This is a genomic window from Hydrogenophaga sp. NFH-34 (genome assembly GCF_021401345.1).
Lineage (GTDB): Bacteria > Pseudomonadota > Gammaproteobacteria > Burkholderiales > Burkholderiaceae_C > Hydrogenophaga > Hydrogenophaga electricum.
This window is the reverse complement of the sequence record NZ_JACBGE010000012.1, coordinates 1-15,010: the sequence shown is the minus strand read 5'-3', so window position 1 is coordinate 15,010 and position 15,010 is coordinate 1. Positions and strand designations below refer to the sequence as shown.

10 protein-coding genes and 1 pseudogene are annotated in these 15,010 nt (G+C 64.9%); all 11 read left to right on the top strand.

The genetic code is table 11. The features are described from left to right. The first annotated feature begins 11 nt into the window (after positions 1-11). Entirely contained in the window at positions 12-3,902 is a 3,891-nt protein-coding gene (locus tag L0977_RS12810) for a DUF3683 domain-containing protein (RefSeq protein ID WP_234265247.1), read from the top strand. 13 nt (positions 3,903-3,915) lie between these two features. Beyond that, the gene (locus L0977_RS12805) at positions 3,916-4,332 is read left to right on the top strand and encodes a gamma-butyrobetaine hydroxylase-like domain-containing protein (protein WP_234265246.1); all 417 of its coding nucleotides are present in this window, start codon (positions 3,916-3,918) and stop codon (positions 4,330-4,332) included. Positions 4,333-4,366: 34 nt separating this feature from the next. After that, positions 4,367-5,098: a bifunctional demethylmenaquinone methyltransferase/2-methoxy-6-polyprenyl-1,4-benzoquinol methylase UbiE gene (ubiE, locus tag L0977_RS12800; RefSeq protein WP_234265245.1), complete on the top strand. Its 732-nt coding sequence runs from the start codon at positions 4,367-4,369 to the stop codon at positions 5,096-5,098. A gap of 343 nt (positions 5,099-5,441) precedes the next feature. Then, positions 5,442-5,852: pseudogene (locus L0977_RS25695) on the top strand (Tim44 domain-containing protein); the annotation flags it as partial. A gap of 31 nt (positions 5,853-5,883) precedes the next feature. Next, a complete protein-coding gene (locus L0977_RS12790; RefSeq protein WP_234265243.1) occupies positions 5,884-6,498 on the top strand; it encodes a ubiquinone biosynthesis accessory factor UbiJ in 615 nt (204 codons plus the stop codon). Beyond that, complete coding sequence (gene ubiB, locus L0977_RS12785) at positions 6,495-8,063, top strand: ubiquinone biosynthesis regulatory protein kinase UbiB (RefSeq protein WP_234265242.1); 1,569 nt, start codon at positions 6,495-6,497, stop codon at positions 8,061-8,063. The genes L0977_RS12790 and ubiB overlap by 4 nt, the downstream gene beginning before the upstream one ends. A gap of 144 nt (positions 8,064-8,207) precedes the next feature. After that, positions 8,208-8,528: an FmdB family zinc ribbon protein gene (locus L0977_RS12780; protein WP_234265390.1), complete on the top strand. Its 321-nt coding sequence runs from the start codon at positions 8,208-8,210 to the stop codon at positions 8,526-8,528. A gap of 14 nt (positions 8,529-8,542) precedes the next feature. Then, complete coding sequence (locus tag L0977_RS12775) at positions 8,543-9,214, top strand: DUF502 domain-containing protein (RefSeq protein ID WP_234265241.1); 672 nt, start codon at positions 8,543-8,545, stop codon at positions 9,212-9,214. 47 nt (positions 9,215-9,261) lie between these two features. Continuing rightward, positions 9,262-11,055, top strand: a complete 1,794-nt coding sequence (gene aspS, locus L0977_RS12770) for an aspartate--tRNA ligase (RefSeq protein ID WP_234265240.1) — start codon at positions 9,262-9,264, stop codon at positions 11,053-11,055. Positions 11,056-11,122: 67 nt separating this feature from the next. Further along, a complete protein-coding gene (gene nudB / locus L0977_RS12765; RefSeq protein ID WP_234265239.1) occupies positions 11,123-11,590 on the top strand; it encodes a dihydroneopterin triphosphate diphosphatase in 468 nt (155 codons plus the stop codon). A gap of 229 nt (positions 11,591-11,819) precedes the next feature. Next, positions 11,820-15,010, top strand: a 3,191-nt coding sequence (locus L0977_RS12760) for a DUF4347 domain-containing protein (protein ID WP_234265238.1), incomplete at its 3' end; no start/stop codon positions are given.

Here is a 15,010-nt window from a genome sequence, read left to right as displayed (position 1 = left end):
GCCCTCGCCCCATGAACGCCCCGACTCCGCTTCCGCTGCTGGAAACCACGCTCGACGATTCGCCCCGTCTGCGTGAGATTCCGTACAACTACACCTCTTTCTCGGATCGCGAAATTGTGCTGCGTCTGCTGGGCTCCCGGGCCTGGGGGCTGCTGGACGACTTGCGCGGCGAGCGGCGCACCGGGCGATCGGCCCGCATGCTCTACGAGGTGCTTGGCGACATCTGGGTGGTCCAGCGCAACCCCTATCTGCAGGACGACCTGCTCGACAACCCCAAGCGGCGTGCCGCGCTGGTCGAAGCGCTGCACCACCGGCTCGGTGAGGTGCAGCGCCGCCGCACACCCCAGGACGATCCGGCGCGTGACGCGCTGGTGGGTGAGTTGCTCACGCTGGCCCACGCGGCCGTGGACACCTTTGCCCACTCGTTCGAAGAGATGGCCACGCTGCGCCAGCGCACGAACCGCGTGCTGCGCAAGCTGACCGCCAAGGACAACATCAAATTCGACGGTCTCTCGCGCGTGTCGCACGTGACCGACGCGACCGACTGGCGCGTGGAATACCCGTTCGTGGTGCTCACGCCCGACACCGAGGCCGAGATGGCGCACCTGGTGAAGGGCTGCGTCGAACTGGGTCTGACCATCATCCCGCGCGGGGGCGGCACCGGCTACACCGGCGGCGCGATCCCGCTGACCTGGAAGAGTGTGGTCATCAACACCGAGAAGCTCGAAGCCATGACCGAGGTCGAGCACGTGGCCATTCCCGGCCACGCGCAACCGGTGGCCACGGTGTGGACCGAAGCCGGCGTGGTCACGCAGCGCGTGGCCGATGCGGCCGAACGGGCGGGCTTTGTGTTCGCGGTCGATCCCACGTCGGCCGAAGCCTCGTGCGTGGGCGGCAACATCGCCATGAACGCTGGTGGCAAGAAGGCCGTGCTTTGGGGCACGGCGCTGGACAACCTGGTGAGCTGGCGCATGGTCACGCCGCAGGCCGAATGGTTAGAAGTCACACGCCTGGACCACAACCTCGGCAAGATCCACGATGCCGAGGTGGCGACCTTCGAACTCCGGTACTTTGCCGCCGACGGCAAAACGCCGCTGCGCACCGAAACGCTGGCGATTCCCGGCTCGACCTTCCGCAAGGAAGGCCTGGGCAAGGACGTGACCGACAAGTTCCTCAGCGGTTTGCCGGGTATCCAGAAAGAAGGCTGTGACGGCCTGATCACCAGCGGCCGCTGGGTGGTGCATCGCATGCCCGACCACACCCGCACCGTGTGCCTGGAGTTCTTCGGCAATCCCAAGGACGGTGTGCCCTCGATCGTTGAGATCAAGGACTTCATGTTTGCCGAGCAAAAGCGCAGCGGGACGCTGCTGGCCGGCCTGGAACACCTGGACGACCGCTACCTCAAGGCCGTGGGCTACGCGACCAAGAGCAAACGGGGCACGCTGCCCAAGATGGTGCTGATCGGCGACATCGTCGGCGACGATGCCGATGCCGTGGCGCGCGCCACCAGCGAAGTGATCCGCATGGCCAACGGCCGCAGCGGCGAGGGCTTCGTTGCCATCAGCGCCGAGGCGCGCAAGAAATTCTGGCTCGACCGCAAGCGCACCGCAGCCATCAGCAAGCACACCAACGCTTTCAAGATCAACGAAGACGTGGTGATCCCGCTGCCGCGCATGGGCGAATACACGCTGGGCATCGAGCGCATCAATATCGAACTGTCGTTGCGCAACAAGCTCAAGCTGTGCGATGCGCTGGAAGCCTTTTTTGCCAAAGGCAACCTGCCCCTGGGCAAGACCGACGACGCCAACGACCTGCCCAACGCCGAGTTGCTGGAAGATCGCGTGCAACAGGCCCTGGCCAAGGTGCGTGAGGTACGCGCCCTGTGGGCTGGCTGGCTGCGCGATGTCGACAGCCTGTTCCCGCAACTGCAGGACCATTCGTTGCGCGCGAGCTGGAAGACGCAGATCCGTGTGCCGCTGCAGCAGATTTTCACCGGCGCGGCCTTTGCCCCGATCCTGGCCGAATGCAATGCCATTCACAAGCGTGTGCTCAAAGGTCGCGTCTGGGTGGCGCTGCACATGCACGCGGGCGACGGCAATGTGCACACCAACATCCCCGTCAACAGCGACGACTACGAGATGCTGCAGACCGCCCACGAGGCGGTGGCCCGCATCATGGTGCTGGCGCGGGGCCTGGATGGCGTGATCTCGGGCGAGCACGGCATCGGCATCACCAAGCTGGAATTCCTGACCGACGACGAGCTCAACCCCTTTGCCGCCTACAAGGCGAAGGTCGATCCCGAGGGTCGCTTCAACAAGGGCAAACTGCTGCGCGGTGCCGCGCACCAGGCGCTGGTGGCGGGCGATGCCAGCGTGCGCCAGGCCGACCTGGCCAATGCCTACACGCCCTCGTTCGGCCTGATGGGGCACGAGTCGCTGATCATGCAGCAGAGCGACATCGGCGCCATCGCCGATTCGGTCAAGGACTGCCTGCGCTGCGGCAAGTGCAAACCTGTCTGCGCCACGCACGTGCCACGCGCCAACCTGCTCTACAGCCCGCGCAACAAGATCCTGGCGACTTCGCTGCTGATCGAAGCTTTTCTGTACGAAGAGCAGACGCGCCGTGGCATCAGCATCAAGCACTGGGAAGAGTTCGAGGACGTGGCCGATCACTGCACGGTCTGCCACAAGTGCCTGTCTCCCTGCCCGGTGAAGATCGACTTCGGCGACGTGTCGATGAACATGCGCAACCTGCTGCGCAAGATGGGCCAGAAGAGCTTCCGGCCCGGCAATGCGGCGGCCATGTTCATGCTCAACGCGACCAATCCGCAGACCATCAAGCTGGTGCGCTCGGCCATGGTGGACGTGGGTTTCAAGGCCCAGCGCCTGGCCAACGACGTGCTGCGCCTGGCGGCGAAGAAGCAGACGTCGGCCCCGCCGGCCACGGTGGGCACCGCGCCGGTCAAGGAACAGGTCATCCACTTCATCAACAAGAAGATGCCTGGTGGTCTGCCCAAGAAGACGGCGCGCGCGTTGCTCGATATCGAGGACAAGGACTACGTTCCCATCATCCGCAATCCGCAAGCCACCACGGCCGAGACGGAAGCGGTGTTCTACTTCCCCGGCTGCGGCTCCGAGCGCCTGTTCAGCCAGGTCGGCCTGGCCACCCAGGCCATGCTCTGGCATGCGGGCGTGCAGACCGTGCTGCCGCCGGGATATCTGTGCTGTGGCTATCCGCAGCGCGGCAGCGGCCAGTTCGACAAGGCGGAAAAGATCATCACCGACAACCGGGTGCTGTTCCACCGCGTGGCCAACACGCTGAACTACCTGGACATCAAAACGGTGGTGGTGAGCTGTGGCACCTGCTACGACCAGTTGCAGGGTTACGAGTTCGAGAAGATCTTCCCGGGCTGCCGCATCATCGACATCCACGAGTACCTGCTGGAAAAGGGCATCACGCTGCCGGCGGGGCAGGGCGGTTACCTGTACCACGACCCGTGCCACAGCCCGATGAAGTTGCAGGACCCGATGAAGACCGTCAAGGCCCTGGTGGGCGATGGCGTCATCAAGAGTGAACGCTGCTGCGGCGAAAGCGGCACGCTGGGCGTGACCCGGCCGGATATCTCCACGCAGATCCGCTTCCGCAAGGAAGAAGAGGTGCGCAAGGGCGAAGCGGCCCTGCGCGCTGCGGGCACCGTGGCACCGCAGGCCAACGTCAAGATGCTGACCTCTTGCCCGAGCTGCCTGCAGGGCCTGAGCCGCTACACCGACGACTTGCAGAACGGCTTGCTGGAGGCCGACTACATCGTGGTTGAAATGGCGCGCCAGATCCTGGGCGAAAGCTGGCTGCCTGAATACGTGGCGCGTGCCAACCAGGGTGGCATCGAGCGCGTCCTGGTCTGACCCGAGGATCGCCATGGCTGGACTCACACCGAACACCCCGACGCCCCAGGACATCACCGTGCATGGCGCCTCTCGCGTGCTGGAGGTGCTGTTTTCCGATGGCCAGACCTTCCGCATCCCTTTCGAGCTGATGCGGGTGTGTTCGCCGTCGGCCGAAGTGCAAGGGCATGGCCCGGGTCAGGCAACCCTGCAGAGCGGCAAGCGCGACGTGCAGATCGTGGCGCTGGAGCCGGTGGGGCACTATGCGGTGCGGCCGACGTTTTCCGATGGGCACGATTCCGGCCTCTTCACCTGGGAATACCTGTACACGCTGGGTGCGCGGCAGGACGCGCTCTGGCGCGACTACTTGCAGCGTCTGGCCGATGCGGGGCTGGATCGGGATGCCCCCATGCCGACGGCGGGCGGGCACGCCTGCGGCCACCACCACTGAACCCGACCGTCAAGGATTCACGGAGAACCACCCCATGGCCACCACCCACTTCGGTTTCGAAACGGTCGACGAGCGGGAAAAAGCGCAGCGTGTGCGCGGCGTGTTCGATTCGGTCGCGTCCAAGTACGACGTCATGAACGACCTGATGTCGGCCGGCTTGCACCGGGTCTGGAAGCGTTATGCCATCACCGTGGCCCGTCCTCGGGAGGGTGACCAGGTGCTCGACATTGCGGGCGGCACCGGCGACCTGTCGATGGCGTTCGCCCGCCGGGTGGGACCCTCCGGGCGTGTGGTGCACACCGACATCAACGAGGCCATGCTGCGCGAGGGGCGCAACCGCCTGCTGGACAACGGGCTGGTGTTGCCGACGATGGTCTGTGATGCCGAAAAGCTGCCGTTTGCGTCCGAGTCCTTCGACATCGTGTCGGTGGCGTTTGGTTTGCGCAACATGACCCACAAGGACCAGGCCCTCGCCGAGATGCGGCGCGTGCTCAAGCCGGGGGGGCGCTTGCTGGTGCTGGAGTTTTCCCGGGTCGCCAAGCCTTTGGAGAAGGCGTATGACTGGTACTCGTTCAACGTGCTGCCGAAATTGGGCCAACTGGTTGCCGGGGATGCCGAGAGCTACCGCTACCTGGCGGAGTCGATCCGCATGCACCCGGACCAGGAGGGCTTGCGCCAGATCATGAAGAACGTGGGCTTCGGCCATGTGGACGTGCACAACCTCAGCGGCGGCATCGTCGCGTTGCATCTGGGTATCAAGTGTTGACACCGCGGCCCGGGAGGGCGCCGGCGGGACAGGAAAGGACAAGGAAGGGCATGCAAGGGGGTATTCGATGAGCGCCGAATCGTCGTGGCTGTGGTGGCTGGCACTGGTGGGGGTTGTGTTGGTGGCCGTGGTGCTGGGGGCTCGGCGGCGTCTCAAGGCCGCTGCGCCGATAGCGCAGCCGTCGGGACCCATTCCGGCCGATCAGGTGACGCCGGTGGCACCCCGGGGCTACAGCCCGAAAAACGTCGGCAACGACGCGTCGGCGCGCCCGTGGGAGAGCGCCGCGTATGCCCCGGTCGATGCGGCGGCGCCCGTGGTGGCTCCCGCGCTGGAACGCCGCTCGCCCGACGGTTTCGATGAAGCCGATTTCCTGTCCACGTCCAAAGCCAACTTCCTGCACCTGCAATCGGCCTGGGACCAGGCCGATCTGGCCAGCCTGCGCGCCATGATGACCGATGGCATGCTGGAGCAGATTCGCCAGCGCATGGAGACGGCCATTGCGGCCCGCCAGCCTGCGGAGGCCGATGACCGGTCGACCGCGCCGTCCGCACGCACCGAGGTGGTGATGCTCGAAGCGCGCCTGCTGGGCATCGAGGAGATGGCGGACGCGTGGCTCGCCAGCGTCGAGTTCTCGGGCCTGATGCGCGAAGACCTCTCAGCCGGCCCAAGCCCGTTCCGGGAAATATGGGACATCACCCGGCCGCGTCACACCGAAGGCGGGTGGCTGGTGGCCGGGGTGCAGGCGCTGCGCTGAAGCGCCCGGCTTATCCGTCAGAATCGAGGGCATGAACGACGCCCATTCCCCTTCGCCGGCTGCGGCCGGCGCTTCGCCTTTGTCTGCGCTGCAATCCCTGCTGGGAGTGCTGAAGCCCCCCGAATGGGTGGTGGATGAGGTACAGAACCGTGTGGTGCTTTTCCTCAATCATGTGCTGGGGCAGGAGCCGCAGGCGCAGGATCGCCTGCGGCGCCACAAAGGCAAGCCGGTGCGGCTGCAGTGGGGTGCGGTGCACCTGACGCTGGCCGCCACCGCCGCTGGGCTGGTCGAGCGCCTCCCGGCCGCAACGGCTGCCGAACTGACCGTGACCCTCACCCAGACCTCGCCGCTGGGCTTGGCGCGCGAGCTGGCGCAGTCGCTGGCCAGCGGCCACAAGCCCGGTGTCGATATCCAGGGCGACGTGCAACTGGCGGCGGAAGTGGCCTGGCTGGTGGACAACGTGCGCTGGGACGTGGAGGAAGACCTTTCGCAATTCGTCGGCGACGCGGCGGCACACACGCTGGTGGGCATTGCATCGACGGTGGCGCGAGGCCTGAAGGCTTTCGTGGCGCGTGTGCCTGGCCGCAGCGGGGGCGCTTCGCCAGCCGCTCCCAGCGAAACCGGCACCGACGGGCCTGCCGCATGAGGCGGCTGTTTCGTGGCGCTTTCATCCTGTGGGTGGCGCTGCGCCATGGGCTGGACGAGCTGCTGCTGTCGAGCTTCCCGCATCCACTGGTTCGGGGGCTGACCCGCCTGGTGACGATCGGGCGCAAGCTGGATGCGCCGCGCGGTCAGCGCCTGCGCGAAGCGCTGGAGCGCCTGGGTCCGATCTTCGTGAAGTTCGGGCAGGTGCTGTCCACCCGCCGCGACCTGTTGCCGCCCGATATCGCCGACGAGTTGGCGCATCTGCAGGACAACGTGCCGCCGTTTCCGAGTGCGGTGGCGGTGGCGACCATCGAGCGCGCCTTCGGCCAACCGCTGGAGGCCCTGTTTGATCACTTCGAGCACACGCCCGTGGCCAGCGCGTCGATCGCGCAGGTGCACTTCGCCACGCTGAAGGCCGGCCGCCACGCCGGGCGGGAGGTGGCGGTGAAGGTGCTGCGCCCGAACATGCTGCCGGTGATCGAAAAAGACCTCTCGCTCATGCGCATGATGGCCGGCTGGGTGGAGCGCCTCTCGGCAGACGGCCGGCGCCTCAAACCGCGCGAGGTGGTGGCCGAGTTCGACAAGTACCTGCACGACGAGCTCGACCTCATGCGCGAAGCGGCCAATGCGGCCCAGTTGCGCCGCAACATGGCGGGGCTTGATCTGGTGATGATCCCGGAGATGTTCTGGGACTTTTGCCACACCGAGGTGATGGTGATGGAGCGCATGCGCGGCCTGCCCATCAACCGGGTGGACGATCTGCGGGCGCGAGGCGTCGACATCCCGAAGCTGGCGCGCGACGGCGTGACCATCTTTTTCACCCAGGTTTTCCGCGACGGTTTTTTCCATGCCGACATGCACCCGGGCAACATCCGGGTCAGTGTGGATCCGGCCACCTTCGGGCGCTACATCTCGCTCGATTTCGGCATCGTCGGTACGCTCACCGAGTTCGACAAGGAATACCTGGCGCAGAACTTCACGGCGTTTTTCCGGCGCGACTACAAGCGTGTCGCCCAGTTGCACATTGAAAGCGGCTGGGTGCCGCCCGAGACCCGGGTCGACGAACTCGAGTCGGCGATCCGGGCGGTGTGCGAGCCGTACTTCGACCGTCCGCTTCGCGAGATCTCCCTGGGCATGGTGCTGATGCGGCTGTTCCAGACATCGCGGCGTTTCCAGGTGGAGATCCAGCCGCAACTGGTGCTGCTGCAGAAAACCCTGCTCAACATCGAGGGGCTGGGGCGCGAACTGGACCCGGATCTGGATCTCTGGGCGACCGCCAAACCCTTTCTCGAAAAGTGGATGGTCGACCAGATGGGGCCGCGCAAGCTGTGGCAACAGCTCAAGGCCGAAGCGCCGCAGTACGCCAAACTGCTGCCGGCCTTGCCACGGCTGCTGCACGATCGTCTGCGGCAGCCCGGTGACGGCGTGAGCCGCGCGGAACTGCAGGCCCTGTTGGCGGAGCAGAAACGCACCAACCGCCTGTTGCAGGGCATCATCTACGGCGGTATCGGCTTCGTGCTGGGGCTGATCGTCACCCAGGTGCTGCTGCGCATCCGTCTCTGGTGACCGGTGCGGGATAAAAGTCTGGGGGCCCTTGACGGCCTGGGCAAGCGCCCCAAACTATAATGCCCGGTTTTGTTCAACTTCCCTGTCCGGCACCACGGGGCGCCCGCTGTCTGCGCCGGAGAGGTGTTTTCCACCGTTCACGCCATGCCGATCTATGCCTACAAGTGCGAGTCCTGCGGCCATGCCAAGGACGTTCTGCAGAAAATCTCCGACGCACCGCTGACCGATTGCCCCGCTTGCGGGGCGGCGACCTTTCGCAAGCAGCTGACGGCGGCCGGTTTCCAGCTCAAGGGCTCGGGCTGGTACGCCACCGATTTCCGTGGCGGAGCCAGTGCATCCGGCGCGGCCGCCGCCTCGACCGGCACCGCCGCTGAGGGTGCCGCCGCTGCCGCGCCGTCCTCGTCGGAGACCCCGGCCAGCCCCGCGCCGTCCACGCCCTGTGGTGGCTCCTGCGCCTGCCACTGAGACCCACGGCATTTATGGCTGCCTTGCGCAAGTGGCTGTTGTCCGGGCTTCTGGTGCTCGTGCCCCTGATCATCACCCTCTGGGTGCTCGACTGGGTGGTGTCCACTCTGGACCAGACCTTGCGCATCCTGCCGGCCAGCTGGCATCCTGACCAACTGCTTGGTTTTCACCTGCCCGGTCTGGGCGTGATCTTTGCCCTCGGGGTGCTGCTGTCCATCGGTGCCCTGGCATCCAACATCATCGGTTCCAGGCTGGTGAACTGGTGGCATGCACTGCTGCACCGGATTCCGGTGGTTCGCTCGATCTATTCCGGCGTCAAGCAGGTGTCGGACACGCTGTTTTCGGAAAAGGGCAATGCTTTCCGGCAGGCTTTGCTGATCCAGTGGCCGCAGGAGGGCATGTGGACCATTGCTTTCCTGACCGGTGCACCGGGTGGTGAAGTCCAGGCACATCTGCGAACCGGGCATGGCCCCGGTGGCGCCGGCGACGAGTTCATCAGCGTGTACGTGCCGACCACCCCCAACCCCACCGGGGGCTACTTCGTGATGGTGCGCAAAAGCGCCTGTGTGGAGCTGCAGATGTCGGTGGACGAGGCCCTGACCTACATCGTCTCCATGGGTGTCATCGTGCCAGGGGGCAAGAAACCCCCGCAACCTGGCGCCTCTTCGCCTGTTCCCCTTACCTGAGCCGATCCGGCCGCCCCGTGCGGCCCTCTGTTGAAAGAAGCAATTCCATGGCCATGCGCTCCCACTACTGCGGTCTGGTGACCGAAGCCCTGATGGGCCAAACCGTTTCGCTGTGCGGCTGGGTCAACCGCCGTCGCGACCACGGTGGGGTGATCTTCATCGACCTGCGTGACCGCGAAGGTTATGTGCAGGTGGTGTGCGATCCGGACCGCCCCGAGATGTTCAAGGTGGCCGAAGATGTGCGCAACGAGTTCTGCGTGCAGGTCAAGGGCCTGGTGCGTGCCCGCCCTGAAGGCACGACCAACGACGGCCTCAAGAGCGGCAAGATCGAAGTGCTGTGCCACGAGCTGATCGTGCTGAACGCCTCGGTCACGCCGCCGTTCCAGATGGACGACGACAACCTGTCGGAGACCACGCGCCTCACGCACCGTGTGATGGACCTGCGCCGCCCGGCCATGCAGCGCAACATGATGCTGCGCTACAAGACCGCCATTCAGGTGCGCAATTTCCTGGACAAGGAAGGTTTCATCGACATCGAGACGCCCATGCTGGGCAAGAGCACGCCCGAAGGCGCGCGCGATTACTTGGTGCCCAGCCGCGTGCACGACGGCCAGTTCTTTGCGTTGCCCCAGTCGCCCCAGCTCTACAAGCAGATGCTGATGGTGGCTGGCTACGACCGCTACTACCAGATCACCAAGTGCTTCCGCGACGAAGACCTGCGTGCCGACCGGCAGCCCGAGTTCACCCAGATCGACTGTGAGACCTCGTTCCTGAACGAAGAAGAAATCCGTGCGATCTTCCAGCGCATGATCACCGAGGTGTTCAAGACCCAACTGGGGGTGGACCTGGGCGAGTTCCCGATCATGACCTTCCAGGAGGCCGCCTACCGCTTTGGCTCCGACAAGCCGGACCTGCGTGTCAAGCTCGAATTCACCGAGCTGACCGAGGTCATGAAGGATGTGGACTTCAAGGTTTTCTCCGGCCCGGCGACAACGCCCGGTGGCCGCGTGGTCGCGCTGCGTGTGCCCGGTGGCGCCCAGATCTCGCGTGGCGAGATCGACCAGTACACCGAGTTCGTCAAGATCTATGGCGCCAAGGGACTGGCCTGGATCAAGGTCAACGAGGTGGTCAAGGGGCGCGACGGGTTGCAATCGCCCATCGTCAAGAACATCCACGACGCGGCCATCGCCGAGATCCTCCAGCGCACCGGCGCCCAGGACGGTGACCTGCTGTTCTTCGGTGCCGACAAGACCAAGGTCGTCAACGATGCCATCGGCGCACTGCGCCTGAAGATCGGCCACAGTGAATTCGGCAAGAAGAGCGGTCTGTTCGAAAGCCGCTGGGCGCCGCTGTGGGTGGTGGACTTCCCGATGTTCGAGCACGACGAGGAAGAAGACCGCTGGGTGGCCGTGCACCATCCTTTCACCAGTCCCAAGGATGGCCACGAGGACCTGATGGACACCGATCCGGGCAAGTGCATCGCCAAGGCCTACGACATGGTGCTCAACGGCTGGGAGCTGGGCGGCGGTTCGGTGCGGATCCACCGCGCCGATGTGCAGAGCAAGGTCTTCAGCGCGCTCAAGATCGGCGAAGAAGATGCGCGCGCGAAGTTCGGCTACCTGCTGGATGCTCTGCAGTACGGTGCGCCGCCGCACGGTGGCCTGGCCTTTGGCCTGGATCGCCTGATCACCCTGATGACGGGCGCCGAATCGATTCGCGACGTGATCGCTTTCCCCAAGACCCAGCGTGCCCAGGACCTGCTGACCCAGGCACCCAGCACGGTGGACGAGAAGCAGTTGCGCGAGCTGCACATCCGGCTGCGCAACCCGTCGCCGGTCTGAGGGGCGGCCGCTTCTTTTCTTCAGCAGCAAGGCGCCCTTCGGGGCGCTTTCTTTTTTGGGACGGGCTGTGGCGACCAATTCATCACAACGTGCGCACAAGATTCCACAGTCGGTGCTGGTGGTGATCCACACGCCAGCGCTCGAAGTGTTGCTGATTGAGCGTGCCGAGTCGCCAGGTTTCTGGCAATCGGTGACGGGTTCCAAAGACGCTGTCGAAGAGCCTTTTGAAGAGACGGCCATGCGGGAGGTGGCCGAAGAAACCGGGCTGGACGGTCGGGCGCCAGGGCATCGGTTGAGCGACTGGTGTCTGGAAAACGTCTACGACATTTACCCCGAGTGGCTGTACCGGTACGCCCCGGGGGTGACCCGCAATGTCGAACGGGTCTTTGGCTTGTGCATTCCTCGCGCGGTTCCGGTGACCTTGAGCGCGCGCGAGCACCGGGACCAGATCTGGCTGCCCTGGCGTGAGGCGGCCGATCGCTGTTATTCGTTTTCCAATGCGGAAGCGATCCTCCTGCTCCCCAGGTTTTCCTGACTCTGTGTTTGTTTACAGCCTGCGGTGTGGGTGCTGTGAAAAGGCCCGACGCGCCGAGTGTGGTCTTTGTCGCCCATCTGGAGGCACTGCATGTGGAGTATTCGCGGTTCTGCCGTGTTTTTTCCGCTACCAGTTAAGGTTCGGGAAATTTTTTGTTACGCTCCAAGATCGGTCCTGTAGTTCCAAGTAACTATTTTCGGACGCTGTTGGATACCACTTACCCATTCGCATGAACAAGTCATACAAGTCGATCTGGAACGAAACGCTGGGGACCTATGTGGCGGCCGCTGAAGTGGCGTCGTCGAGTGGTCGCAAGGTGTCCTCCGGGCGTCGTGCCCGGCGTGCACCAGCCCGGGCGTTGGTGGGGCAGCAACTCGCGCTGGAGCAGCGGATCGTCTTTGACGCCGCGGTAGCGGCCACCGTGGTCGATACCCAGGAGGCTTCGGCACCTGCCGCCGACCCGGTGCCGGTGGTGGAAGAGGTCCATGTGACGGAGGCGCCGGAGCCAGCCGCCACGCCGGTGGCGGCCACCGACACGGAGGAGAGCTCGGTGCCAGCTCCCACCGCGGCCCCCACCTCGACGACGCAGACCGACGCCCCCGACACCGCGAACGCTGGGACGGAAACGGGGGGCGATGCCGATGTCGACCCTGATGCCGTGGCGGAGGTTTCCGAGGCCGACGGGGACGACACGACGACGGACACGACCAGTCCGGCGTCGGCGGCTGGCGCGGCTACCGATGGGGACGCGGATGTCGACGCTGGCGACGATGTCGATGCGTTGAGCGAAACCGATCTGGCCGCGGTGGATGCCCCGGCAGAGCGGGTGGAAATCATTTTTGTCGATTCGGTGGCCAAGGACATCGTGCCGGAACTGAGCTGGCACCCGGGTGAAATCTACGTTCTGGACGCCGACCGCGACGGTGTCGAACAGATGGCCGAAATCCTCAATGGCCGCACCGGTGTGGATGCCATCCACATCATCAGCCATGGCACGGCGGGCTCGCTGGAGCTGGGCAACACCAAGCTGGATGCCCAGTCGCTCGAGGACGAGCATGCGGACGAGATGGCGATCATCGCCGCCTCCCTGTCCGAGGGGGCAGACCTCCTGCTCTATGGCTGCGATGTGTCGTCCACCGAAGCGGGGCTCAACTTTGTCAATCTGCTGGCGGAGGCCACCGGGGCCGATGTGGCGGCATCGAACGATGACACCGGTTCCGAGGCGCTGGGTGGCGACTGGGTGCTGGAAACGCGGGTCGGGGGTGAGATCGAAACCACCGTGATCACCGCTGAGCAATGGGCGGGCGTGCTGACGCCTGTGACCACGGGTGCCGGCGCCATTTTGGCGGCTTCGGGCATGAGTATTTACAGCATCGACGTGACCACGGGCAAGGCGACCTTGCTGACGACGGTGCCCAATTCGGTCGGCGGTGTGACGCTGTCGACATCGGATGGCCTGAACTCGCTGGCGGTGGACCAGGCCAACGGGCTGCTGTATTACGTTTCCAACACGGGCAACAACGCCAACCGGGCGCTGTTTGCCTACGATCTCATCAACAACACCCACATTCTGATCGCCAGTGACTTGACCAGCTCTGGCGTGGTGGTGGGGGATCGGGGTGTGGGGAGCGGCGGGGCGGTTTTTGCCAACGGTTCGCTCTACCTGGGGGTCGAAAACAACAATGGTGGTGGCGGTTCGTCCACCGCCGCCGACGATGCCATCTACCGCATCAACTTGGCCAGCGATGGCCGCTCGGTGACCAGTGCGTCGCTGCTGGTGGGCAGCATCGGTAGCAACGATTGGGGGGATCTGGGCTACGACCCTGCCAGCAACACCATCCTCAGTATCCAGACGGGCAGCGTGGTGCGTTACAACGCCACCACCGGTGCGCAGGTGAGCTCGACGACCTTGTCGGGCAACCCCACCCAGGCCAGCACGGGTCAGAACGATACGGTGTATCTGGTCGGAGGTTCGGGCGTGATCCGGACATACGACCCGTCCACCGGAACGATGGGAACCGCTGTCAACATCACGACGGCCAGCGGTTCGATCGGCTCCATCAACGATGCCGCGGGCTGGGTTCCGCCCACGGGCACGATCGGGGATCTCGTCTTTGCAGATGCCAATGGCAATGGCGTGCAAGACGCTGGTGAGGTCGGCATTGCCGGCGTGACGGTGGCGTTGTACGACGACGTCAACAACGACGGGGTGGTGGATGCCAACGACCGGTTGCTGGGGACGGCCACCACCGATGCCACCGGGAAGTATGAGTTCACCGGCGTGCTGCCGGGCAACTACATTGTTCGCGTGACCGATACCGGCAATGTGTTGGGCACCGGTGCGGTCTACACCACGCCTGGGGGAGCAACCAATGCCACGGTGGATATCACCCAGGTCGGTGCGAGCAATCTGAATGCCGACTTTGGGATCAGCAGGGCGCCGGTGAATACCGTGCCTGGTGCGCAGAACACCCCTGAAGATTCGCCGCTGGTTTTCAATGCAGACAATGGCAACGCGTTGTCGGTGGCAGACCCAGACGGAGGCACGCTCACCGCCACGGTGCAGGTGACGAACGGCACCTTCACACTGGGATCGACCAGCGGGGTGACGGTTTCAGGCAACGGGTCCGGCAGTGTGGTCCTCACGGGCTCGGCGTCGGCGATCAACGAGGCCCTGACCAACGCCTACTACACCAACACCCCGGACTACAACGGGTCGGCCCAACTGACCATCACCACCAGCGACGGTCGCGTCGCCTACCAGGACGTTGACACCGTGGCGATCACGGTGTCGCCGGTGGCTGATATCACCAATGACAGTGCCATCACCCAGGTGAACACGCCCGTCACGATCGACGTGTTGGCCACCGACAGTTTTGAAGGAACGCCCCAGATCACGGCCATCAATGGCAGTGCCATCACCGCGGGCGGTGCGGCGGTGGCTGTCAGTGGCGGCTCTGTGGTGCTCGGGCTGGATGGGCGATTGACCTTCACGCCCACCACCAACTCCACCGCTGACTCCTCGTTCACCTACACCGTGACCTCGGGTGGCGTGACCGAGACGGCCCAAGTGACGGTGGTGGTCAATGCACCGCCGGTGCTGGAAGACCCGAACCCGGGTGATCCGGAAAGTCCGGAAGTGGACCCGACGGACCCGACCAACCTGATCGTGCCGGCGGTGGACGGCACGCAAGTGACGGTGGACCTGGATGACTACTTCAGCGACCCGAACCCGGGCGACGTGCTGACGATCACGCCGGACCTGAGCAGCCTGCCGCCTGGGGTGGAGGCCGAGTACAACCCGAGCACGGGCGTGCTGACGGTGACGCCGCCGGTGGACAACAACGGCCCGATCGTGATCCCGGTGACGGTGAACGACGGTCAGGGTGGCACGTTCGAAGGCACGATCACGATCGAGCC

What these genes read in the sequence shown, in the direction of transcription:
- L0977_RS12810 (WP_234265247.1), top strand. Translation starts at nt 12, where the DNA reads ATGAACGCCCCGACTCCGCTTCCGCTGCTGGAAACCACGCTCGACGAT.
- L0977_RS12805 (WP_234265246.1), top strand. Translation starts at nt 3,916, where the DNA reads ATGGCTGGACTCACACCGAACACCCCGACGCCCCAGGACATCACCGTG.
- ubiE (WP_234265245.1), top strand. Translation starts at nt 4,367, where the DNA reads ATGGCCACCACCCACTTCGGTTTCGAAACGGTCGACGAGCGGGAAAAA.
- L0977_RS12790 (WP_234265243.1), top strand. Translation starts at nt 5,884, where the DNA reads ATGAACGACGCCCATTCCCCTTCGCCGGCTGCGGCCGGCGCTTCGCCT.
- ubiB (WP_234265242.1), top strand. Translation starts at nt 6,495, where the DNA reads ATGAGGCGGCTGTTTCGTGGCGCTTTCATCCTGTGGGTGGCGCTGCGC.
- L0977_RS12780 (WP_234265390.1), top strand. Translation starts at nt 8,208, where the DNA reads ATGCCGATCTATGCCTACAAGTGCGAGTCCTGCGGCCATGCCAAGGAC.
- L0977_RS12775 (WP_234265241.1), top strand. Translation starts at nt 8,543, where the DNA reads ATGGCTGCCTTGCGCAAGTGGCTGTTGTCCGGGCTTCTGGTGCTCGTG.
- aspS (WP_234265240.1), top strand. Translation starts at nt 9,262, where the DNA reads ATGGCCATGCGCTCCCACTACTGCGGTCTGGTGACCGAAGCCCTGATG.